This window comes from Teichococcus coralli, from assembly GCF_009829925.1.
GTDB classification, from domain to species: Bacteria; Pseudomonadota; Alphaproteobacteria; order Acetobacterales; family Acetobacteraceae; genus Pseudoroseomonas; species Pseudoroseomonas coralli.
The window spans coordinates 43,514-64,590 of the sequence record NZ_SNVJ01000022.1; the positions used below are offsets into that span (position 1 = coordinate 43,514).

The following is a 21,077-nucleotide window of genomic DNA, read 5'->3' on the forward strand; positions in this document are numbered from 1 at the left end:
CATCATGTGGGAGGATGCTCGCGGATGCCGCCCTGGCCGGTCAAGGCAAACCGACGCGGCGAACATGACGTTTTGGGCAAACCCCCCCGAGCCCGCTTCGCGGCATGCCTGCCCCCGTTCGTCCCGCCCTCGACGCGGCCACCCCGCCGCGCCCATATCCCCGCCCATGTCCGAGCCGCTCGCCCTTTACGTGCATTGGCCCTTCTGCGCGGCCAAGTGCCCCTACTGCGACTTCAACAGCCATGTTCGCGAGCGGGTGGACGCAGCCCGCTTCGGCGCCGCGCTGCGCCGTGAGCTGGCCTTCGAGGCCGTCCGGCTGGAGGCGGAAGGGCAGGGGCGCCGGCCGCTCGCCTCGATCTTCTTCGGCGGCGGCACGCCCAGCCTGATGCCGCCCGAGGTGGTGGCCGACATCATCAGCGACGCCACCCGCCTCTTCGACCCGGTGCCGGAGATCGAGATCACGCTGGAGGCCAACCCCAGCAGCGTCGAGGTGGCGCGGCTGGCGGAGGTGCGCGCCGCCGGGGTGAACCGCGCCAGCCTCGGCGTGCAGTCGCTTGATGCGGAGGCGCTGCGCTTCCTCGGCCGCCGGCATGACGTGCCGCAGGCCATCGCCGCGCTGGAGGCGGCGCGGGCGCTGTTCCCGCGTCTTTCCTTCGACCTGATCTACGCCCGCCCCGGCCAGCAGGAGGCCGCCTGGCGCGCCGAGCTGCGGCAGGCTCTGGCGCTGGCCGCCGACCACCTCTCGCTCTACCAGCTCACCATCGAGCCGGGCACGCGCTTCGCCACCGAATACGCCCGCGGCGCCTTCGCCCTGCCGGACGACGAGGCGGCCGCCGCGCTCTACTTCGCCACCGGCGAGGAGGCCGCCCGCTTCGGCCTGCGGCCCTACGAGGTCTCGAACTACGCCAGGCCCGGGGCGGAGAGCCGGCACAACCTCGCCTACTGGCGCTATGGCGACACCATCGGCATCGGCGCCGGGGCGCATCAGCGCCTGCTGCTGAAGGAGGGGCTGGTCGCCGCCCGTCGCCATCGTGGCCCGGAGGAATGGCTGGCGCGCGTCGAGGCGGAGGGCCATGCCATCACCGGCACCGAGACCCTGTCGCCCACCGACCGCGCCCGCGAGGCCCTGCTGATGGGGCTGCGGTTGAGCGAGGGCGTCCATCCCGACCGCCTGCTGGCCCGCACCGGCGTTCCGCTGGCCGAGGCGGTGGACCCGGCCATCCTCGCCGCCTGCCTGGACGAGGACTACCTGCGCTGGACGCCGGAGGGCGCGCTGGCCACCACCTGGGAGGGACGCCTGCGGCTCGACCTGCTGCTGCCGTCGCTGCTGCGGTGAGGCAGGACCGGGGGAGAAGGAATTCTCCCCCGATCCCCCGCTTCTTGCTTTTCTGTCAGTTGGCGGCGCGGGCTATCCGCGCTCATGCCTCGGCCGAAGGCAGTACCTGGAGCCTGGCAGAAAAAAGATGGGGGTCTGGGGGAATTCCTTCCCCCAGCCTTCCTTGGCGGATTCCAGATCGGGAACATATAAAGAACGTGATCCCCTCCCGGACTGCCGCCATGGACCTCCGCGCCAAACTCGCCCTGCTGGCCGACGCGGCCAAGTACGACGCCTCCTGCGCGTCGTCCGGCACGGAGAAACGGGATTCCCGCGCCGGCGGTCTCGGCAGCACGGAAGGCATGGGCATCTGCCACGCCTATGCCCCGGATGGCCGCTGCGTCTCGCTGCTGAAGGTGCTGCTGACCAATTCCTGCATTTTCGACTGTGCCTACTGCATCAACCGCAAGTCCTCCGACGTCCGGCGCGCCCGCTTCACCGTGGAGGAGCTGGTCCGGCTGACGCTGGCCTTCTACCGGCGCAACTACATCGAGGGGCTGTTCCTCTCCTCCGGCATCATCCGCTCCTCCGACTACACGATGGAGCAGCTGATCCGCGTCGCGCGGACGCTGCGCGAGGAGCACGGCTTCCTCGGCTACATCCACCTCAAGACCATTCCCGACGCGGCGCCGGAGCTGCTGGCGGAGGCGGGGCGCTGGGCGGACCGGCTCTCGATCAACATCGAGCTGCCGCAGGTGCGCAGCCTGAAGGAACTGGCGCCGGAGAAGGACCTGGCGGGCATCCACGGCGCCATGGGCAACCTGTCCGGCCATATCGCCGAGGCGAAGGAGGCGCGGCGCACGCCCACCCGCGCCGCGCCGCCGCGCTTCGCCCCCGCCGGGCAGTCCACCCAAATGATCGTCGGCGCCGATGACAGCGACGACCGCCACATCCTCGGCACCAGCGACGCGCTCTACAAGAAGTTCGGCCTGAAGCGGGTCTACTACTCCGGTTTCTCGCCCATTCCCGACGCTTCCGCCAAGCTGCCGCCCGCTCCGCCGCCGCTGCTGCGCGAGCACCGGCTCTACCAGGCCGACTGGCTGCTGCGCTTCTATGGCTTCGAGACGCAGGAGATCCTGGCCGGCGGGGAAGGGGGCATGCTCGACCTGGAGCTGGACCCCAAGCTGGCCTGGGCGCTGAAGCACCGCGCGCTGTTCCCGCTTGACCTGAACCGCGCCTCGCGGGAGGCGCTGCTGCGGATCCCTGGCCTCGGCGCGCGCAACGTGGACCGCATCCTGGCGGCGCGGCGGTATTCCTCCGTGCGGCTGGCCGACCTGGCGCGGCTGCGGGTGCCGCTGAAGAAGGTCTCGCCCTTCATCCTGGCGCCCGACCACCGCCCGGCGCGGGGCCAGCTCGATTCCGCAGGGCTGCGGCGGCAGCTCCTGGCGCCGAGCGCCTTTGCCCAGGCCGCGAAGCCGCGACAGCTCGCGCTCGATGTATAGCGTCACGCTGGAAAGCCCTGCCGATTTCGCCGGCTGGCGGGAGGCGGCGCGCGGCCTGCTGGGGGCCGGCATCCCGCCAGAGGCCGTTTCCTGGCACAGCCCGGCCGAGCCCGCCGGCCTCTTTGCCGGCCCGCCGCCGCCCGACGTGCCAGCTCAGAGCGCCATTCCGCCCGTGCCGCGCGACTTCCTGGAGATGGCGGAGCGTGCCGCCCGGCACAGCGACCCTGAGCGCTTCGCGCTGCTCTACGGCCTGCTCTGGGATGCGCGCCGCGCCCCCGGCCTGCTGCGCACCCCCACCGAGCCGCGCATGGCCCGGCTGGAGGCCATGGCCCGCGCGGTGAAGCGCGACGCCCACAAGATGCACGCCTTTCTCCGCTTCCGGGAGATCGACACGCCGGAAGGGCCCCGCTCCGTCGCCTGGTTCGAGCCCGAGCACCACATCGTCGAGGCCGAGGCCGGCTTCTTCCAGCGCCGCTTCGCCGCGCTGCGCTGGTCCATCCTGACGCCGCGCCGCTGCGCCCATTGGGACGGTGCCGAGATCCGCTTCGCCGAGGGCGCCCGCCGCGCCGACGCCCCTGCCGACGACGCGGCCGAGGACCTCTGGCGCACCTATTTCGCCAGCATCTTCAACCCCGCCCGCCTGAAGCCCGACGCCATGCGCGCCGAGATGCCCAAGAAGTACTGGAAGAACCTGCCGGAGGCGCGGATCATCCCTGCGCTGATGCAGGGCGCCTCCGGCCGCGTGCGCGCCATGCTCGGCCAGGAGCCGGCATCGCAACCGCAGCCCCCTGGGCCGCGGCGCCGGCGCAAGGACTGACCCCGCGCCACCTGGAGGGAACCATGCCGCCTTCGCTGCTGCTCGCCCTGCGCTCCATGGCCCACAACAATGCCTGGGCCAACCACCGCCTGCTGACCGCCTGCGCCGGCCTCACCCAGGCGGCCTTCGAGGCGCCGCGCACCGGCTTCTTTCCCTCCATTCAGGCCACGCTGAACCATATCCTGATCGTGGACCACTTCTACGTGGACGCGCTGGAGGGGGGCACGCTCGGCCCCGCCGCCTGGGCCGAGCGCATCCCCTGCCCGGGCGTCGCGGAACTGCACGCGGCCCAGGCCGCCGTGGACCGCCGCCTGATCGCCTGGTGCGGGGCGATGGACGAGGCCACCCCCGGCCGCGTCATCACGATCCACCGCACCGGGCGCATCCAGCGCGAGCGCGCCGACCGGCTGCTGCTGCACCTGTTCCAGCACCAGATCCATCATCGCGGGCAGGCGCATGCCATGCTGAGCGCCACCTCGGTCGCGCCGCCGCAGCTCGACGAGTTCTACGCCGAGGCCGAGGCGCCGCTGCGCGCGGCGGAATTCGCGGAGCTCGGCTGGACGGAGGCGACGATCTGGGAGTGAAGAAAGCCCCGGGGAAGGAATTCCTCCAGGCCCCATCTTCCTTCCTCGCGTTTCCAGCGCCTGCGGAAAGCGCGGCCCAGAACTGGCAAAAGAAAGAAGAGGACAGGGGGGGAAATTCATTTCCCCTCCCTGGCCTTGTTATTCCGCCGGCAGCCAGATCCTGAAGGTCGCGCCCGTCCCCTCCTGGCTCTCGATGTGCAACTGCCCGCGGTGGCGGTTGACGATGTGCTTGACGATCGCCAGCCCCAGCCCGGTGCCGCCCGCCTGGCGGGAGCGGCCCTTGTCCACGCGGTAGAAGCGCTCGGTCAGGCGGGGGATGTGCTCGCGGGGAATGCCGGGACCGTCATCCGTCACGCTCAACGTCACGCCGGGGCGGGCGCCGGGGGTGCGCTCCACCGCCAGCTTCACCTCCCCGCCCGCATTGCCGTGCCGAACGGCGTTCTCCAGCAGGTTGCGCAGCACCTGGGCCAGCTGCTCGGCATCGGCCGGGGCGGCCACCGCCGCTTCATCCACGGCGAGGACCAGCTTCACGGAGCGGGTGGCCAGGATCGGCGCCATCGCCTCCGCCTCGCCGCGCGCCAGCTCGGCCAGCGGCACGCGGCCGGTCGGCGCCTGGTGCTCGGCCAGCTCGATGCGGGAAAGGCCGAGCAGGTCGTCGATCAGGCGCCGCATCCGGTCGGACTGCTCGGCCATGATGCCGAGGAAGCGGGCACGGGCTTCCGGGTCGTTCTCCGCCGGGCCGCGCAGGGTTTCGATGAAGCCCATCAGGCTGGCCAGCGGCGTGCGCAGCTCGTGGCTGGCATTGGCCACGAAGTCGGCGCGCATGCGCTCCACCGCGCGCTCGCGCGTGCGGTCGGAAAGCTGCACGATCAACCGTCCGCCGTCGGCCAGCGGCGGCTCGAGCGGGATCACCTGCACGGCCAGCTCGCGCGGCACCGGCACGGGCAGCACGAGGTCCACCGCCTGCGGCGTGCCCTCGGCGAGCGCCCGATCCACCGCCCCGGCCAGGGCGGGATGGCGCAGCGCAGCGGCGGTGTCGCCCGCCAGCGGCCCCACCTCGGTGGCGCGGACGCCGAACAGCGCGCGGGCGGCGGCGTTGGCGCGCAGCGCGGCCCGGTCGTCGCCCAGCACCAGCAGCGGATCGGGCAGGCTTTCCAGAATGGCCGCATCCGCGCGCCGCATGCGCCCGACCAGCTCGCCGCGCTCGGCAAGGCTGCGGGCAAGCCGGGCGACACCCTCCGAGATCTCGGCAAGGGCCGGCAGCAGGGGCGGGAACAGGGGCGCCGGCCAGGCCTCCTCCCCATCGGCCGCCCGGCGCAGCACGGCGGCCAGGCGGGCGAGGCCGCCGAGCCAGAGCCGCGCCACCAGCAGCGCCGCTCCCGCCGTCACGGCCATGCAGAGCAGCGCCGGCACCGGCGTGGCCTGCCCACTCAGCGCGAGCAGCGCGAAAAGCGCGAAGGGCACGCCGCCGATCAGCGCCGCCGAGGCCAGCCAGCGGCCCGGCGCCGGCCCGTTCTGCAGCATCCGTCTCCTCCGCGGTGGCCCGTTCTGCCGTTCCCGGCTCAGTAGCCGAGTTCGCCGGGCAGCTCCGCGGGAGCGACGGGGGCGGCCGGCGCGCCGGGCGAGAGGGCATAGACCGCCAGCGCCCGCTGCACCTTGCCGCCGGGGTTCAGCCGCAGCGCCCCGTCGGCGCCGAGGACGACCTCGCCCACGGGCATGCGCGGCATGCCGCCCGAGGCGGCCTCGCGCATGGCGCGGGCGGCGAGCGCGGCCGCGTCATAGGCGACGCCCGCGACGCGTGCCGGCCGCTCTCCGAAGGCGGCCTGGTAGCGGCTCTCGAACTGGCTGTGCGCCGCCGGGTCGGGGCCGGGGAACCAGGCGCCGGCCAGCGCGGGCTGCTGCGTCAGGCCGTCGTCATAGGCCCAGACCGCGAGGCCGGCGAGGCGCAGCGGCGGCACCGCGGCGCCCGCCCCGGTCAGCCCGCCCACGAAGTCGCGCGCCCGCCCGCCGTTCTCGCCCAGCAGCAGCATCTCGACGCCGGAGCCGGGCGCCGCGTCGGGGGTGGGGGCGAGGCGCGCCGCCAGCTCACGCGCCACGATCGAAGGCGCGGCGGCGGCGGGGTAGAGTTCCACCACCGGCGCGGGCAGGCCAAGATCCCGGGCCGCGCCACGCAGCGCGGCGGCCATCTGGCGGCCCAGCGCGCCGTCCGGCGCGGCGAGGCCGAAGCGCTGCACGCCCTGGCCCTGCGCGGCGGCCACCACGCGGCGTACCTGCTGCTCCGGCGTCAGGCCCAACGGCCAGACTTCCGGCGCCGCCTGGTTGGCGTCGTTGGTGAAGGGCAGCACCGGCACGCCGGCGCCGCGCGCGGCGCTCGCCACGGCCGCCGTCTCCTGTGCCGTCAGCGGCCCGACCAGGATGCGCGCGCCCTCGCCGATGGCGCTGCGCGCGGCGGCGGCGGCGCCGCTCGCCGTGCCGCCGGTGTCCCGCGGAAGGAACTCGAAACCTGGCCCGCCCTGCTCGAACAGGGCGAGTTGCGCCGCGTTCAGCAGCGGCTGGCCAAGCGAGGCGTTGGCGCCGGAGAGCGGCAGCAGCAGGGCCACTTTCTCGCGCGCCGGCTGCGGCGGCAGGACGGGGCCCGCAGCCTGCGGGGGGATGTATCCGGTGCCGGAGACTTGCGGCGCGCAGGCCGCGAGGCCCACAACGGCGCCGAGCAGCATGGCCGCCGTCAGGCCGCGCCGGGACGAGGAGAGGGCCGATGCAGCCGCCTTTGCAGCAGGACGAGAACGGGACCACGGAAGCAGCAAGTGAAACCTCCCCTCCCCCGGGCAGCAGGCCGGGGCTGACACTGGTGGCGACGCCGATCGGCAATCTCGGCGACCTCGCGCCCCGCGCCCTGGCCACGTTGCGCGCGGCCGACGCGGTGCTCTGCGAGGATACCAGGGTAACAGCCCCGATGCTGGCGCGACATGGCGTTTCCGCGAAGCTGCTGCCGCTGCACGAGCACAATGAGGAGGCCGCGACCCCGCGCCTCGTGACGCGCATGGCAGCGGGTGAACGCCTCGCGCTGGTTTCGGATGCAGGCACGCCGCTGATGAGCGACCCCGGCTACCAGCTTGTGCGCGCCGCCATCGCCGGGGGCATCGCCGTCTCCGCCGTGCCGGGCCCGAACGCGGCGGTGATGGCGCTGACGCTTTCCGGCCTGCCGCCGCATCCCTTCCTGTTCCAGGGCTTCCTGCCGCCGCGCGAGGCCGCCCGGGCCGCCGCCCTGGCCAGGCTGCGCGCCGCCGAGCGCGCCGGCCTTTCCGCCACGCTGATTTTCTATGAGGCGCCGCACCGGCTGGCGGAGACCCTGGCCGCCATGGCCACCGCCTTGGGCCCGCGCCCCGCCGCGGTGGCGCGCGAACTGACCAAGCGCTTCGAGGAGGTGCGCCGCGGCACGCTGGAGGAGCTGGCGGCGCACTATCAGGCCAATGCGGCGCGCGGCGAGGTGGTGCTGGTGGTCGGGCCCGCCGGCGACGAGCCGCCCGAGGCCGAGGCCAGCCTGGACGAGCGGCTGCGGGCGGCGCTTGCCGCCGGCGAGAGCCTGCGCGACGCCGCGGCCCTGGTGGCGACCGCCACGGGGCTGCCGCGCAAGCAGGTCTATGCGCGCGCGCTGCAGCTGCGCGGGGCGGAATGACGTTGCCCCGCCGAGGCGGATTCCCTACCTATCCGCGCGCAGGCGGGAAGGGCACCGGCCGCTGGGCGATGGGGAGAGCGGGACCGGTATGGCAGACGCCGCGCACGTGATGGATGCGCCGATCGTCATTTTTGGCTTCGATCGGCCGAACTACCTGGGGCGCCTCTGCGCCTCGCTGAAGGCGCAGCAGGGCGTCACGCTGGACGAGCGGCGGATCTGCCTGCTGCAGGACGGGCCGGTTTCGCGCCGCTCCGGCGTGCGCTACGCCGAGGACGCGGCCATGGCCGAAAGCGTCACCGTGTTCCGCGCCGCCTTTCCGCAGGGGCAGGTGCTGGCCAGCGCCGAGAACCTCGGCATCGCCCTCAACATCCGGCGCGGCGAGGCGCATGCCTTCGAGACACTGGGCGCCGAGATCGCCTATTTCTTCGAGGACGACCTGGAGCTCGGCCCCGCCTATCTGCTGATGATGGAGCGGCTGCGCGCGGCCTTCGCGCCCTTCCCGGAGGTCGGCTATTTCGCCGCCTATGGCGACCACCGGGCCATCCCGGACCCGAACCGGGTGCGGCTGGTGCCGCTCGACCATCACTGGGGCTTCGCGCTGCGGCGGGACGCCTGGCAGCGCATCCAGGCCTGGCTCAGACCGTATTTCGCCATCCTGGAGAAGACCGACTACCCCAACCGCAACCACCTCGCCGTCTACCGCTTCCTGGAAGGCCAGGAGATGGCGATCGACAAGTCCTCGCAGGACGCGCTGAAGGCGGTGGCCTGCGCCCAGCTCGGCATCGCCCGCGCCATGACGGACACGTGCTTCGCCCGCTACATCGGCGAGAAGGGCGCCTCCTTCAGCGAGCGCCGCTTCCGCGAGATGGGCTACGACCGGATGGAGGCGGTGGAGCGCGGCGATCTGCCCGTGGAGCCGCCCAGCGTCGAGCGCGTCACCGCCATCCTGCGGCGGCAGCAGGAGCATTTCCGCCGTTTCCGGCAGCTGGAGTTCGGCGGCTTCCTGCAACGCTATTCCGCCCGCCACTGGGACCCGGAGCGGATGGCGACGCGCGAGGACATCGAGCAGCTCTACCGCCTGCTGCTCGACCGCCTGCCGGAGGGCGACCACATCTATGAGCAGTATGCCGGCCGCAGCCCGGTGCGGCAGCTGCGCAACATCATGCTGAACAGCCGGGAGTATCGCGGGCGCAACTTCCGCGAGTGAGCGGGCGCGGCCGGGCGGCTTTTTTGCCCGCCCCGGCCCCGCCCGCGCGCCTCCGGTGCTACACTCCCGCCGCAGAATGACCGATTCCGACCTCCTCGACCTCGCTGCGCGGCTCGCCCAGCGTGCCGCCGCCGCCATCCTCACCGTGCGCGACGCCGGCTTCGCGGTGGAGCACAAGGACGACCTCAGCCCCGTCACCGCCGCCGACCGGCTGGCGGAGGCGATCATCGCCGAGGGCCTGCGCGAGGCCGTGCCGGACATCCCGGTGGTGGCGGAGGAGGAGGTCTCCGGCGGTGCGCTGCTCGCCGCCAGCCCGCGCTACTGGCTGGTGGACCCGCTGGACGGCACCCGCGAGTTCGCCGCCGGCCGGGCGGAGTTCACCGTCAATATCGGCCTGATCGAGAACGGGCGGCCGAAGCTCGGCGCCGTCGCCATCCCGGCAACGGGGGAGCTGTTCACCGGCATCCCGGGCACCGGCGCCTGGAAGGAGGATGCCGGCGGCCGCCGCCCCATCCGTGCCCGCCAGGTGCCGGGGGAGGGCCTCGTTGTCATGGCCAGCCGCCACTACAAGGACGACCCGCGCCTGCCGCGCTTCCTGGAGGGGCGGAAGGTGCAGCGCATCGTCAACATGGGCTCGGCGGTGAAGTTCTGCCGCCTGGCTGAGGGCGTGGGCGACCTCTACCCGCGCTTCGGCCGCACCATGGAATGGGACACGGCGGCGCCCGAGGCGGTGCTGCTGGCCGCGGGTGGCCGCTGCACCGACTTCGACGGCCGGCCGCTGGCCTATGGCAAGCCGGGCTGGGAGAACCCCCCCTTCCTCTGCCAGGGGGCGGAAAGCCCCGGGGCGGCATGACGGAGCGGCTGGCCCCGGAGCAGCTGACGCGCGCCGCCGCGCTGCTGCGCGCGGGCGGGCTGGTCGCCTTCCCGACCGAGACGGTCTATGGGCTGGGCGCCGATGCCGGCAATGCCGCCGCGGTGGCGCGCATCTTCGCCGCCAAGGGCCGGCCGCGCTTCAACCCGCTGATCAGTCATTTCGCCGCGGCGGAGGCCGCCTTCGCCGAGGTGCGGGCGGATGACCGCGCGCGGCTCGTGGCGGGGCGCTTCTGGCCGGGGCCGCTCACCCTGGTGCTGCCGCGCGCGGAGCGCAGCCGCATCGACCCGCTGACCGGCGCCGGGCTGCCTTCGCTGGCCGTGCGGGTGCCGGCGCATCCGCTGGCGCGGGCGTTGCTGCGGGAAGCCGGGGTGCCGGTCGCCGCGCCTTCCGCCAACCGCTCGGGCGCGGTCTCGCCCACCACCGCCGCGCATGTGCTGGACGGGCTGGAGGGACGGATCGAGGCGGTGCTGGACGGCGGCGCCTGCCCGGTCGGGCTGGAGAGCACGGTGCTCGACCTCACCGGCCCGCAGCCGCTGCTGCTGCGCCCCGGCGGCGTGCCGGAGGCGGCGCTGGCGGCGCTGCTCGGGCCGCTCGGCCGGCCCGGCGCGGTGGCCGAGGCCGAAGGCGGCCTCAAGGCGCCGGGCATGATGAGCTCGCACTACGCGCCGGGCCTGCCGGTCCGGCTAGACGCCGCCTCCGTCGGACCGGACGAGGCGCTGCTGGCCTTCGGACCGCCGCTGCCGGGCGCCGGCGCGACCTGGCAGCTCAGCGAAGGGCGCGACCCGGTGGAGGCGGCGGCCCGCCTGTTCGCCGGGCTGCGCTGGCTGGACGCGGAGGGGCGCCGCCGCGGCCTTGCCGGCATCGCCGCCATGCCGGTGCCGCCTGAGGGCCTGGGCGCCGCGATCAACGACCGGCTGGCGCGCGCCGCGGCGCCCCGGCCGCCGGCTTGACGGGCCGTGCCCGCGCCGGATATCGCCGGGGTTGACGAGCAGGGGGCGCCTCCGCACCGCCGATGGAACCATCGCCGCCCTTGACGACGCCGATCGTCATCTACGCCTTCAACCGCCCCGACTATCTGGAGCGCCTGTGCCTTTCCCTGCAGGCGCAGCGGGGCGTGGCGCTCAACGAGGCCGAGGTGCACCTGCTGCAGGACGGCGCCGTCTCGCCCCGCTCCGGCGTGCGCTTCGCCGAGGATGCGGCGATCGAGGCCAATGTCGCGGCCTTCCGCCGTGTCTTTCCGCAGGGCCAGGTGCATGCCGCGCCGCAGAACCTGGGCATCGCGCTGAACCTGCAGCGCGGCGAATCGCTCGTCTTCGAGACGCTGAAGGCCGAGGTGGGCTATTTCTTCGAGGAGGACCTCGAACTCGGGCCGTTCTACCTCGCCACGCTGGAGGCGATCCGCGCGCAACTGCCGGCGCATTCTCGCCTCGGGTACTTCGCGGCCTACGGCAATCACCGTGCCCCCGGCGACCCGCAGCGCCCCGGCTTCATTCCGCTCGAACACCACTGGGGCTTCGGGCTGACGCGGCGGTGCTGGCAGGCCATGCAGCCCTGGCTGGCTCCCTTCCTGCAGATCTGGCGGGAAAGCGACTACCAGGCCCGCCCGCATCTGCGGCTGGTCGAGGCCTACCTGGGCAAGGCGGTGGCCAGCACCCAGTCCTCCCAGGACGTCTCCAAGACCATGGCCTGCGCCGAGCTCGGCTTCGGCCGCATCAACACCGACGTGTGCTATGCGCGCTACATCGGCAAGCAGGGGCAGTCCTTCAGCGCGGCGAGCTTCGCCCGGCACGGCTTCGAGGGCACGGAGGTCGCCACCGCGCTGCCGCCGGAGCCGCCGCGGCTGGCCGCCGGGCAGCTCGAGGCGCTCATCCAGGCCAAGCGCGCCCATCACGCGCGCATCCGCCAGGAGCAGCTGGAGCCGCATCTCGCCGAGATGCGCAAGCGCCTGTTCAACCCCGACCGGCTGGCCACCCGCGCCGACGTGGAGGAGATCTGGCGCGTTCTGATGGACCGCCTGCCGGAGGATGAAGGCTATTACGAGCGCAATGTCGGCCAGCGGACGGTGCGGCAGATCCGCACCAGCCTGCTCCGCGGGCGCGAGGCGCGGGCCAAGAGCTTCTTCCTCAAAGTGCCGTGAAAGGCCTGGGCGCGGCGCGGCGGCTAGGCCATGCTGACGCTTCGCCCGCCGCCGTGCGGGTCTTGCAGGCGGTTCTTCCATGCGCCTTCCCGCTCGCCCGCTGTGCCGCCTTTTCCTTCTCCTGCTGATGCCGCTGATGGCAGGTTGCGCACCGGCCGCGCCGCAGCGTGCCGGGCTGGCCGGGCTGCGCGCGGGGCTGGCGCCGGACTGCATCTCGGCCGGGGCTGCGGTCTATATCGGCCAGCGGCGCTTCCTGACGGCGGCGCATCTGGTGGACGGCACCCAGCCGCTGCTGCATGGCTGTGCCGGCGGCGCCGCGCCGCCCTGGGTGCGTTTGGGCAGCCACGACCTGCCGGCCGAACTGATGCGCAGCGGGCAGGCCGACCTGCAGGCGGGCCTGGGCACCTTCTATGTCGGCGGGCGGGACGTGGCGCTGCTACGCGTGGCGGCCCCGCCGCCCGGCTTGCCGGCCCTGCACCTTTGCCCCGATGGCCCCCGCCCCGGCGAGCGGGTGCGGGTGGTGACCCCGCGCCGCGAGGCCAGCGGCCAGATCACGGCGCTGATGCGGGAGGCGGACCCGCTGCACGGCGGCTATGCCGAACTCTCGCTGCCGCTGGAGCCCGGCGAATCGGGCGGCGCGGTGATCGATGCGCGGCAGTCCTGCCTGATGGGGCTGGTCAGCCACCGCGAGGAGATCGCGGGGCGGGTGCATACCCGCATCGTGCCCGCGCCGGTGCTGCGCGCCTTTCTCGGCGAATAGAAGGCCCGGGGAAGGAGTTCCTCCGAGCCCCCAGTCTTTCGTTCTCCGGTCTGCATTCGCCGATCTGCGCTCCCCGCCAGCGCGGGAAACCGGCGGAAAGGAAGGGGTCTTGGGGGATGCTTCCCCCGGCCTTCCTTCCGCCCGGCGGGGTGGCGGCTCGCGCCGGGGGGGCCTACATCCTGGGCCAGCCTGCCAGAGGTAGTTCCCGCCCGCATGACCCGTCTCGACCGCTACCTGTTCCGCCAGCTCGGCATCGCGCTGCTGGCCGTCACCATCGGGCTGGCCGCCCTGATCTGGCTGACCCAGAGCCTGCGCTTCATCGAGCTGGTGCTGGACCGCGGCCTTTCGCTCGCCGTCTTCATCGAGCTGACCGGTCTGCTGCTGCCGAGCTTCTTCGCGGTGATCCTGCCGATCACCACCTTCATCGTGACGCTGTTCACCTATGTCAGGCTGAACGCCGACCGCGAGCTGGTGGTGATGCGCGCCGCCGGCCTTTCGGATTGGCGGCTTTCCCGCCCGGCCCTGCTGCTGGCCGGCGTCGCCACCGCGCTGGGCCTTGCGCTGCAGCTCTGGCTGGTGCCGGTGAGCCATGCCGCCTTCCGCACCTGGCAGTACGAGATCCGCAATGAGATGGCGGCGATCCTGCTGCAGGAAGGCGTGTTCAGCAGCCTGGGCGACGACCTGACGGTCTATGCCCGCCGCCGCAACCCGGACGGGACGCTGCGCGGCATCCTGGTGCACGACACGCGCGAACCGGGTGCGCCGGTCACCATCATGGCGGAGGAGGGGCGGCTGGTCTCCACCGGCAATGGCCCGCGCGTGGTGCTGCTGAACGGGGTGCGGCAGCAGCTGGAGCCCGCCACCGCCACACACGGCCCGCGCCTCTCCACCCTGTCCTTCGCCCAGAACAACCTGGACCTTGCCACCACCGCCCGCTCCACGCCCGAGCCCGTGCGCAACCGGGACTCGCGGGAGCGTTCCGTGTCCGAGCTGCTGCGCCCGGATCCGGCGGAGAACCTGCCGGAGCGCGATCTCCGCAAATTCCGCGCCGAGGGGCACCAGCGCCTCGCCTCGCCCTTCACCGCGCTGTCCTTCGCCATGGTGGGGCTGGCCACCGCGCTGGCCAGCGGCTTCCGCCGCTACGGCGACTGGCGGCCGGCGGTGATCGGCGTCGGGCTGGTGGTGGGGCTGCTGGCGGTGGGTCTCTCCATCGGCAACCTGGCGGCGCGCGACAACCGCTTCATCCCGCTGATCTGGCTGCACGCCATCGGGCCGGCGGTGATCTCGGCCTGGGTGCTCTCCGGCAGCCCCGGCCTGCCCCGCCGGCGCCCCGGCGCGGCGGAGGGCTGAGCCGATGCCCGCCTTCTCCATCACGCTCTCGCTCTACATCGGCCGCCGCTTCGCCGGCATGGTGCTGGCGATGACGGCGGCGCTGACCGCGCTGGTCGCGCTGTTCGACTTCATCGAGCTGCTGCGCCGCGCCGCCACCCGCCCGGATGCCGGCTTCCTGCTGGTCTCCTCCATCGCCTCGCTGCGGCTGCCTTTCGTGGTGATGCAGATCCTGCCATTCGCCATCCTGCTGGGCGGCATCCTCGCCTTCTGGCGCCTCTCGCGCGCTTCCGAGCTGGTGGTGGCACGCGCCGCCGGCATCTCCGCCTGGAGCTTCCTGCTGGGCCCCGTCTTCGTCGCCGCCTGCCTGGGCGGACTGGCGACCACGGTGCTGTCGCCGCTTTCCGCCGCCATGCTGTCGCGCGCCGAGCGGCTCGATGCCACCTACCTGCGCAACGCCGCCGGGCTCAGCTCGCTGGCCGGCGGGCGGCTCTGGCTGCGCCAGGCCGATGCCAGCCTGGAGCCGGGCGGCGTCGCCATCATGGCCGGCGTGCCGGAGGTCGGCTCGCAGGGCTTCGTGCTGCGCGACGTCTCGCTCTGGCGGCTTTCGGCCGACGACCGGCCGCTGGGGCGGGTCGAGTCGCCGCAGGCGCGGCTGGTGCCGGGCGCCTGGGTGCTGCAGGACGCGGTGGCCTTCGGCGCCAACCGCCTGCCCTCGGCGCCCGAGACGCAGCGCATGGCGACCACCCTGACCCCCGACCGCATCGAGGAAAGCTTCGCCAGCCCCGACACGCTCTCCTTCTGGGCGCTGCCGGACTTCATCAAGGTGCTGGAAAGCTCCGGCTTCTCGGCGGTGCGGCACCGGCTGCAGTTCCAGTCGCTGCTGTCGCTGCCGCTGCTGGCGGTGGCCATGGCGCTGCTCGCGGCTGGCTTCTCCATGCGCCATGCGCGGCGCGGCGGCGTGGCGCAGATGATGGGCGCCGGCGTCGCCGCCGGCTTCGTGCTGTTCCTGCTGGACAAGGTGGTGGAGGAGTTCGGCCAGGCCGGCACCCTGCCGGTGGTGCTGGCCGCCTGGGTGCCCTCGGTGGCGGGGCTGCTGCTGGCGCTGACCCTGCTGCTCTATGTCGAGGACGGCTGACGCGCGCCGCCCTGCCCAAGCCCTCTCGCCGCCGCCCGGGGAAGCGGCTATGCAGGCGGCATGGACCGAGCCATGCGCGACGCCGGGGCAAGCCCGGCTGGGAACAGGAAGCCCGGGCGGTGGCCGCGGGCAGGCGGCTGGCGCGCCGCGTTGCTGGGCAGTGCCGCGCTGCTCTCCATGATGGTGCCGGCCGGCCGCGGCGTGACGCAGCCCCTTAGTGGCGCCTCGGCGCAGCCCAGCGCCGCGACCCCGCCCGCGCAGCCCGCCGCCCCGCCGCCCGCCGCCCCTCCGCAGCAGAGCGGCAACAACGCGCCCGTCACCTTCACCGCCGAGTCGGTGGAGTATGACCGCGAGCGCAACCTCGTGATCGCGAGCGGCGCGGTGGAGGCCTGGCAGAACGAGCGCATCCTGCGCGCCGACCGCTTCACCTTCGACCGCAACACCGGCATCGCCACCGCCGAGGGGCATGTGCAGCTGTTGCAGCCGGACGGCCAGGTGCTCTTCGCCGACCGCGCCGAGCTGACCGGCAACCTGCGCGACGGCGTGCTGGAAGGCCTTTCCGCCCGGCTGGCACAGAACGGCCGGCTGGTGGCCAACGGCGCCCGCCGCACCGGCGGTTCCATCCTCGACCTTTCGCGGGTGCTCTATTCCTCCTGCGACCTTTGCGCCGAGGACCCGACCGAGCCGCCGCTCTGGGAGCTGCGCGCCCGCTACGCCACGCACGACCAGGAGGAGAAGCGGCTGCGCTACCGCGACGCCACGCTCCTGATGGACGGCGTGCCGGTGCTCTACACGCCCTATCTTTCGCACCCCGACCCTTCGGCGCCGCGCGCCTCCGGCTTCCTGACGCCGACGCTGGGCACCTCGAGCTTTCTCGGCGGCTTCGTGACGACGCCCTACTACTGGGCCATCGACCCGAGCCAGGACCTGACCCTCTCGCCCACGCTGTCCACCAAGCAGGACCCCGGGCTGGGCTGGGCCTACCGCCGCCGCTTCAACGCCGGCGAGATCTCGGCCTCCGGCTCCTTTGGCCAGCGCGACGGCGCCAAGGACGAGGAAGGGCTGGGCGCGCATATCTTCAGCCGCGGCCAGTTCGCCCTCGACGAGCACTGGCGCACCGGCTTCAGCTTCAACCGCGCCAGCAGCGAGGCCTATCTGCGGGCCTGGCGCTACCCCTCCCAGCGCTCCCTGGCCTCCGACATCTACGCCGAGGGCTTCTGGGGCGCGGAAACCTATGCCCGCATCGACGCGCGCGGCTACCAGGGCCTCTCGGAGATCGACGACACCGGCCGGATCCCGCTGGTGCTGCCCAACCTGTTCGCCGACCACTGGTGGGGGCGCGACAGCCTCGGCGGCTACTTCACCATGGACGCGAGCGCCTTCGCCCTGTCGCGCAGCGAGGGCACGGACACCCGCCGCCTGGCGTCGCGCCTGCGCTACGAGCTGCCGCGCGTGGACCGCTGGGGCCAGGTCTGGACGGTCCGCATGCAGGCCGACGGCATGGGCTACTGGGCCGACGACCTCGACCTCGCGCCCAACTTCGCCCGCCAGGGCTCGGTCGAGGAGGCGCGCGGCAACGTCCGGCTGGGCCTGGACTGGCGCCTGCCCTTGCTGCGCGGCGCCGGCGAATACGGCAGCCAGCTGATCGAGCCGCGCGTGCAGGTGGTCACCGGCCCCTCCATGGGCCGGCAGACGCTGATCCCGAACGAGGACAGCCTGGAGTTCGAGTTCACCGACGCCAACCTGTTCGAGCTGAACCGCTTTCCCGGGCGCGACCGGCAGGAGGGCGGCACGCGGGTGGACGCGGCGCTGCGCGGCGCCTGGTTCTTCCCCAATGGCGGCCAGCTCGAAGGGCTCGTGGGCCGCTCCTACCGGGCCAGCCGCGAGGAGGTCTTCGAGGAAGGCTCGGGGCTCGAGGACAAGGCCTCCGACTGGGTCGGGCGGGTGCGGCTCTCGCCGGTGCCCTGGCTCAGCCTGGTGGCGCGCACCCGGCTCGACAAGGACGGGCTGACGCCCCGGCTGATCGAAACGCAGGGCCGCGTCAGCTTCGGCCGGGGCAGCATCAGCGCCACCTATCTCTACACCGTTCCCTCCGCCGCGCTGACCACGCAGCAGGAGCGGCGCGAGGTGGGCGGTGCCGTCAGCGGCCAGATCACCCGCTACTGGCGGGCCGGCGCCTTCGGGCGCTACGACCTGGAGCAGGACCGCGCCGTCGCCGCCGGGGTCAGCCTCACCTATGAGGACGAGTGCCTGATCTTCGACACCCGTTTCGCCCGCACCTATGCCGACCCGATCAGCGCGTCCTACTACACCTCGGATACGGTCCTGCTGTTCCGCCTGTCCTTCAAGACCGTGGGCGATTTCGGCTTCCGGGCCATCTGACGGCGGGGTGCCGCACCCCGCGCAATTGAGGCTGGCGGCGCCGCGCCGCACGGCCTAGGAAACCCGCCATGCGACTCGCCTCCGCTCCCCTCCGTGCTCCGCGTCCGGTCCGGCTGGCCTCAAGGGTGGCCTGTGCCCTGGCCCTCGCGCTGCCCCTGGCTCTTCCATTGGGCCTGCCGCTCGGCCTGTCGGCGGCCATGGCCGCGCCCGCCCAGGCGCAGGGCCGGCCAGCGGCGGCGGCGGACGACGCCAACCACATCGTCGCCGTGGTGAATGGCGACATCGTCACCGCCAATGAGGTGACGGAGCGCGCCCGCCTCTTCGCGCTGAACGCCGGCATGCGCGCCGCGCCCGAGGTGGTGGCGCGGCTGCGCCCCCAGGTGACGCGCCTGCTGGTGGACGAGCGGCTGCGGATGCAGGAGGTGCAGCGGCGCCGCGTTCCGGTTTCGGATGCCGACATCGCCGCCGCGGTGGCCGAGATCGAGCAGCGCAACGGCATGCCGTCCGGCGGCCTGGCGGCGCAGCTTCGCGCCGCTGGCGTCGAGCCCCGCGCGCTTTACGACCAGATCCGCACGCAGATCGGCTGGTCGCGCCTGGTGCGGCAGCAGCTCGGGGCGCAGGCGCAGGTCGAGCCGGCGCGGGTCGAGGAATACATGGCCGCCCGCAAGGCCCGCGTCGGCGAGCCGGAATACCTGGCCTCCGAGATCTTCATCCCAGTGGACGACCCCGTGACCGAACCCGAGGTGCGCCGCTTCGTGGACGACGTCACCGGCCAGCTCCGCTCCGGCGTGCCGTTCCCCGCCGCCGCCACGCAGTTCAGCCAGAGCCAGAGCGCCCTGCAGGGCGGCGACATGGGCTGGTCCCGGCCGGACGAGTTCGACCCCGCCGTGGCCGACGTGCTGCGCCGGATGCCGGTCGGCGCCATCGCCAACCCGATCCGGGTGCCCGGCGGGTTCCAGATCATCGCGCTCCGGCAGAAGCGGGAGACGGGGCGGGACCTCGCCACCATGGTCACCATCCGGCAGGCCTTCTTTCCCTTTGTCGGCGCGCTGAACCCGCAGGCGCCGACGCAGCAGCAGGTGCAGGCGGTGGAGCGCGCGCGCGCGCTGGAGGGCAGGGGCTGCTCCACCGTGGAGGCCGCCGGGCGCGGCTCCGACCGGCCGGCCGATCCGGGCGGGGAGCTGCGGCTGGAGTCGCTGCAGCCGCCGCCGCTGCGCAACATCGTCGCCGGCCTGCCGGTCGGCCGCGCCAGCCAGCCGCTGGTCACGCCCGAGGGCGTGCTGGTGATCGCCGTCTGCTCCAAGGAGACGCGCAACCTGGCCGAGCTGACGGCGGACCAGGCGCGGCTGCAGATCCTGCGCGACCGCATCGAGCTGACCTCGCGCCAGTTGCAGCGCGACCTGCGCCGGCGCGCGCAGATCGACATGCGGAGCTGATCCGGCCATCGCCCCGCCGCTTCCCCCGCTCGCCGAGACCGTCGCGAGGCACGGGCTGGCCGCGCGCAAGGCGCTTGGCCAGCACTTCCTGCTGGATGCCACGCTTTGCGCCCGCATCGCCGCCCTCGCCGCGCCGCTGCAAGGGCGGCACGTGCTGGAGGTCGGCCCCGGCCCCGGCGGCCTGACCCGCGCGCTGCTCGACAGCCCCGCCGCCGAGGTGGTGGCGGTGGAACTGGACCGCCGCGCCATCGCCGTGCTGGAGGAGCTGGCCGGCGCCTATCCCGGCCGGCTGCGCATCGTCGAGGGCGACGCGCTGAAGGCCGAGACGGAAAGCCTGCTGCCGGCGCCGCGCAAAGTGGTGGCGAACCTGCCCTACAACGTGGGCACGCCGCTGCTGATCGGCTGGCTGCGCGAGGCGGCACGGTTCGAGAGCCTGACGCTGATGTTCCAGCAGGAAGTGGCCGAGCGCATCGTCGCCGCCCCCGACACGGAGCATTACGGGCGGCTCGCCGTGCTGTCCCAGTGGCGTTGCGCCTGCCGCATGGCGCTGCGCCTGCCGCCCGGCGCCTTCAGCCCGCCGCCCAAGGTGTGGTCCGCCATCGTGCATCTCGTGCCCCATCCGGAGGCACCGGACCCGGCCCTGATGGCGGCGCTGGAGAAGGTGACGGCGGCCGCCTTCGGCCAGCGGCGCAAGATGCTGCGCTCCAGCCTCAAGTCGCTCGGCGGCGCGGAGGCGCTGCTCGCGGAGGCGGGAATCGAGGGCACCCGGCGGGCGGAGACGCTCAGCGTGCCGGAATTCGACCGGCTGGCGCGGATCGTCCTGGCGCGCGGCTGAGGGGGAAAAGCCTGGGGGAGTTGCCCGAGGCGGTGCCTCGCCCCCGGCCCCTCCCCTGGCCGGGGCGGACTGCTCCATCCCCGGCGCGGGCGCCCGCCCTTGCCGCCGCGAAACTCACGGAAAGAAAAAGCGGGGGGCGGGGAAGAATTCATTCTCCCCTGCTGCTTCCCGTCAGTAGGTCGCGCGGCCGCCGGAGACGTCGAACACCGCGCCGGTGCTGAAGGAGCATTCCGCGCTGGCCAGCCAGCAGATCAGCGACGTCACCTCGCCGATTTCGCCGAAGCGGCCGACCGGGATCTTGGACAGCATGAAGTCGATGTGCTGCTGCGTCATCTGGTCGAAGATCGGCGTCCGCACGGCGGCGGGGGTGACGCAGTTCACCCGGATCTCCGTCCGCGCCAGTTCCTTGCCGAGCGACTTGGTCAGGCCGATCACGCCGGCCTTCGAGGCGCTGTAGGCGGCGGCGTTCGGGTTGCCCTCCTTGCCGGCCACCGAGGCGACATTGACGATCCGCCCGTATCCGTTGCGCTCCATCGCCGGCACGGCGGCGCGGTTGCAGTAGAACAGGCCGTTCAGGTTGACGTCGATCACCCGCTGCCAGGCCTCGGTGGGATAGTCGCGCACGGTGGCGTTGGGGCCGGTGATGCCGGCGCTGGCCACCAGCACGTCCAGCCTGCCCCCGAGGGCTTCAAGGCTCGCCGCCATGGCGCGCTCCACCTGGGTGGCATCGGCGATGTCCAGCACCTGGGTATCGGCGGCGCCGCTCGCGGCCTGCGCGGCTGCCAGGGCTTCCGCGTTCAGGTCCCAGAGGCTGACCCGGGCGCCTTCCGCCGCCAGCCGGGTGGCCACGTCCAGCCCGATGCCGGAAGCGGCACCGGTCACCACGGCGGTGCGCCCCTCGAAACGACCCTGCATCGCCACGCCTGAACCTCCCCCCTGGGTTTTCCTTGCCCGGCAGGATGGCAGAGCCGGCTGGCCGTGAGTAGAGCCCGGACGAACCGGCGGCCGGCCGAGCGCCGTTCCGGCGGAGGTTCCGAGCCGTCTCCGGGCGGCGAGGACGGCAGAGCCGACAGGGAAATGGCAAG

18 protein-coding genes are annotated in these 21,077 nt (G+C 73.3%); 15 read left to right on the top strand and 3 right to left on the bottom strand.

From position 1 onward, the window contains the following. Positions 1-166 precede the first annotated feature (166 nt). From hemW to E0493_RS19385, 4 genes are all read left to right on the top strand, one after another. The gene (gene hemW / locus E0493_RS19370) at positions 167-1,336 is read left to right on the top strand and encodes a radical SAM family heme chaperone HemW (protein WP_160938905.1); all 1,170 of its coding nucleotides are present in this window, start codon (positions 167-169) and stop codon (positions 1,334-1,336) included. A gap of 221 nt (positions 1,337-1,557) precedes the next feature. Next, the gene (locus tag E0493_RS19375) at positions 1,558-2,817 is read left to right on the top strand and encodes a putative DNA modification/repair radical SAM protein (protein WP_160938906.1); all 1,260 of its coding nucleotides are present in this window, start codon (positions 1,558-1,560) and stop codon (positions 2,815-2,817) included. Continuing rightward, on the top strand, positions 2,810-3,634 hold the full coding sequence (locus E0493_RS19380) for a TIGR03915 family putative DNA repair protein (RefSeq protein WP_160938907.1): 825 nt from the start codon (positions 2,810-2,812) through the stop codon (positions 3,632-3,634). The genes E0493_RS19375 and E0493_RS19380 overlap by 8 nt, the downstream gene beginning before the upstream one ends. A gap of 23 nt (positions 3,635-3,657) precedes the next feature. Continuing rightward, positions 3,658-4,218 carry a DinB family protein gene (locus tag E0493_RS19385; protein WP_160938908.1) on the top strand — a complete coding sequence of 187 codons (561 nt, stop codon included), beginning with the start codon at positions 3,658-3,660 and terminating at the stop codon, positions 4,216-4,218. Between the two features lie 138 nt (positions 4,219-4,356). On the opposite strand, the gene E0493_RS23830 is transcribed toward E0493_RS19385, so the two are convergent. Continuing rightward, positions 4,357-5,742, bottom strand: coding sequence for a sensor histidine kinase (locus E0493_RS23830; RefSeq protein ID WP_160938909.1), 1,386 nt, complete (start codon positions 5,740-5,742; stop codon positions 4,357-4,359). Positions 5,743-5,780: 38 nt separating this feature from the next. Next, positions 5,781-6,935, bottom strand: coding sequence for a penicillin-binding protein activator (locus E0493_RS19395; protein WP_160938910.1), 1,155 nt, complete (start codon positions 6,933-6,935; stop codon positions 5,781-5,783). 38 nt (positions 6,936-6,973) lie between these two features. Between E0493_RS19395 and rsmI the strand changes: the two genes are divergently transcribed. From rsmI to rsmA, 11 genes are all read left to right on the top strand, one after another. Then, positions 6,974-7,894 carry a 16S rRNA (cytidine(1402)-2'-O)-methyltransferase gene (gene rsmI / locus E0493_RS19400; protein ID WP_160938911.1) on the top strand — a complete coding sequence of 307 codons (921 nt, stop codon included), beginning with the start codon at positions 6,974-6,976 and terminating at the stop codon, positions 7,892-7,894. Between the two features lie 88 nt (positions 7,895-7,982). Continuing rightward, entirely contained in the window at positions 7,983-9,101 is a 1,119-nt protein-coding gene (locus E0493_RS19405) for a hypothetical protein (protein WP_160938912.1), read from the top strand. 76 nt (positions 9,102-9,177) lie between these two features. Further along, complete coding sequence (gene cysQ, locus E0493_RS19410; protein WP_160938913.1) at positions 9,178-9,954, top strand: 3'(2'),5'-bisphosphate nucleotidase CysQ; 777 nt, start codon at positions 9,178-9,180, stop codon at positions 9,952-9,954. Next, positions 9,951-10,925: an L-threonylcarbamoyladenylate synthase gene (locus E0493_RS19415; protein ID WP_160938914.1), complete on the top strand. Its 975-nt coding sequence runs from the start codon at positions 9,951-9,953 to the stop codon at positions 10,923-10,925. The genes cysQ and E0493_RS19415 overlap by 4 nt, the downstream gene beginning before the upstream one ends. Before the next feature lie 80 nt (positions 10,926-11,005). Further along, on the top strand, positions 11,006-12,112 hold the full coding sequence (locus E0493_RS19420; RefSeq protein ID WP_160938915.1) for a hypothetical protein: 1,107 nt from the start codon (positions 11,006-11,008) through the stop codon (positions 12,110-12,112). A 79-nt stretch (positions 12,113-12,191) separates the two neighbouring features. After that, on the top strand, positions 12,192-12,872 hold the full coding sequence (locus E0493_RS19425; protein WP_160938916.1) for a S1 family peptidase: 681 nt from the start codon (positions 12,192-12,194) through the stop codon (positions 12,870-12,872). Positions 12,873-13,085: 213 nt separating this feature from the next. Next, positions 13,086-14,222, top strand: coding sequence for an LPS export ABC transporter permease LptF (gene lptF, locus E0493_RS19430; RefSeq protein WP_160938917.1), 1,137 nt, complete (start codon positions 13,086-13,088; stop codon positions 14,220-14,222). 4 nt (positions 14,223-14,226) lie between these two features. Further along, on the top strand, positions 14,227-15,339 hold the full coding sequence (gene lptG, locus E0493_RS19435) for an LPS export ABC transporter permease LptG (protein WP_160938918.1): 1,113 nt from the start codon (positions 14,227-14,229) through the stop codon (positions 15,337-15,339). Between the two features lie 150 nt (positions 15,340-15,489). Further along, complete coding sequence (locus E0493_RS19440) at positions 15,490-17,721, top strand: LPS-assembly protein LptD (RefSeq protein WP_235913894.1); 2,232 nt, start codon at positions 15,490-15,492, stop codon at positions 17,719-17,721. 68 nt (positions 17,722-17,789) lie between these two features. After that, on the top strand, positions 17,790-19,157 hold the full coding sequence (locus E0493_RS19445) for a peptidylprolyl isomerase (protein ID WP_160938920.1): 1,368 nt from the start codon (positions 17,790-17,792) through the stop codon (positions 19,155-19,157). Positions 19,158-19,164: 7 nt separating this feature from the next. Beyond that, on the top strand, positions 19,165-19,992 hold the full coding sequence (gene rsmA, locus E0493_RS19450; RefSeq protein WP_160938938.1) for a 16S rRNA (adenine(1518)-N(6)/adenine(1519)-N(6))-dimethyltransferase RsmA: 828 nt from the start codon (positions 19,165-19,167) through the stop codon (positions 19,990-19,992). A gap of 171 nt (positions 19,993-20,163) precedes the next feature. On the opposite strand, the gene E0493_RS19455 is transcribed toward rsmA, so the two are convergent. After that, complete coding sequence (locus E0493_RS19455) at positions 20,164-20,907, bottom strand: SDR family NAD(P)-dependent oxidoreductase (protein ID WP_160938939.1); 744 nt, start codon at positions 20,905-20,907, stop codon at positions 20,164-20,166. Positions 20,908-21,077: the final 170 nt, after the last annotated feature.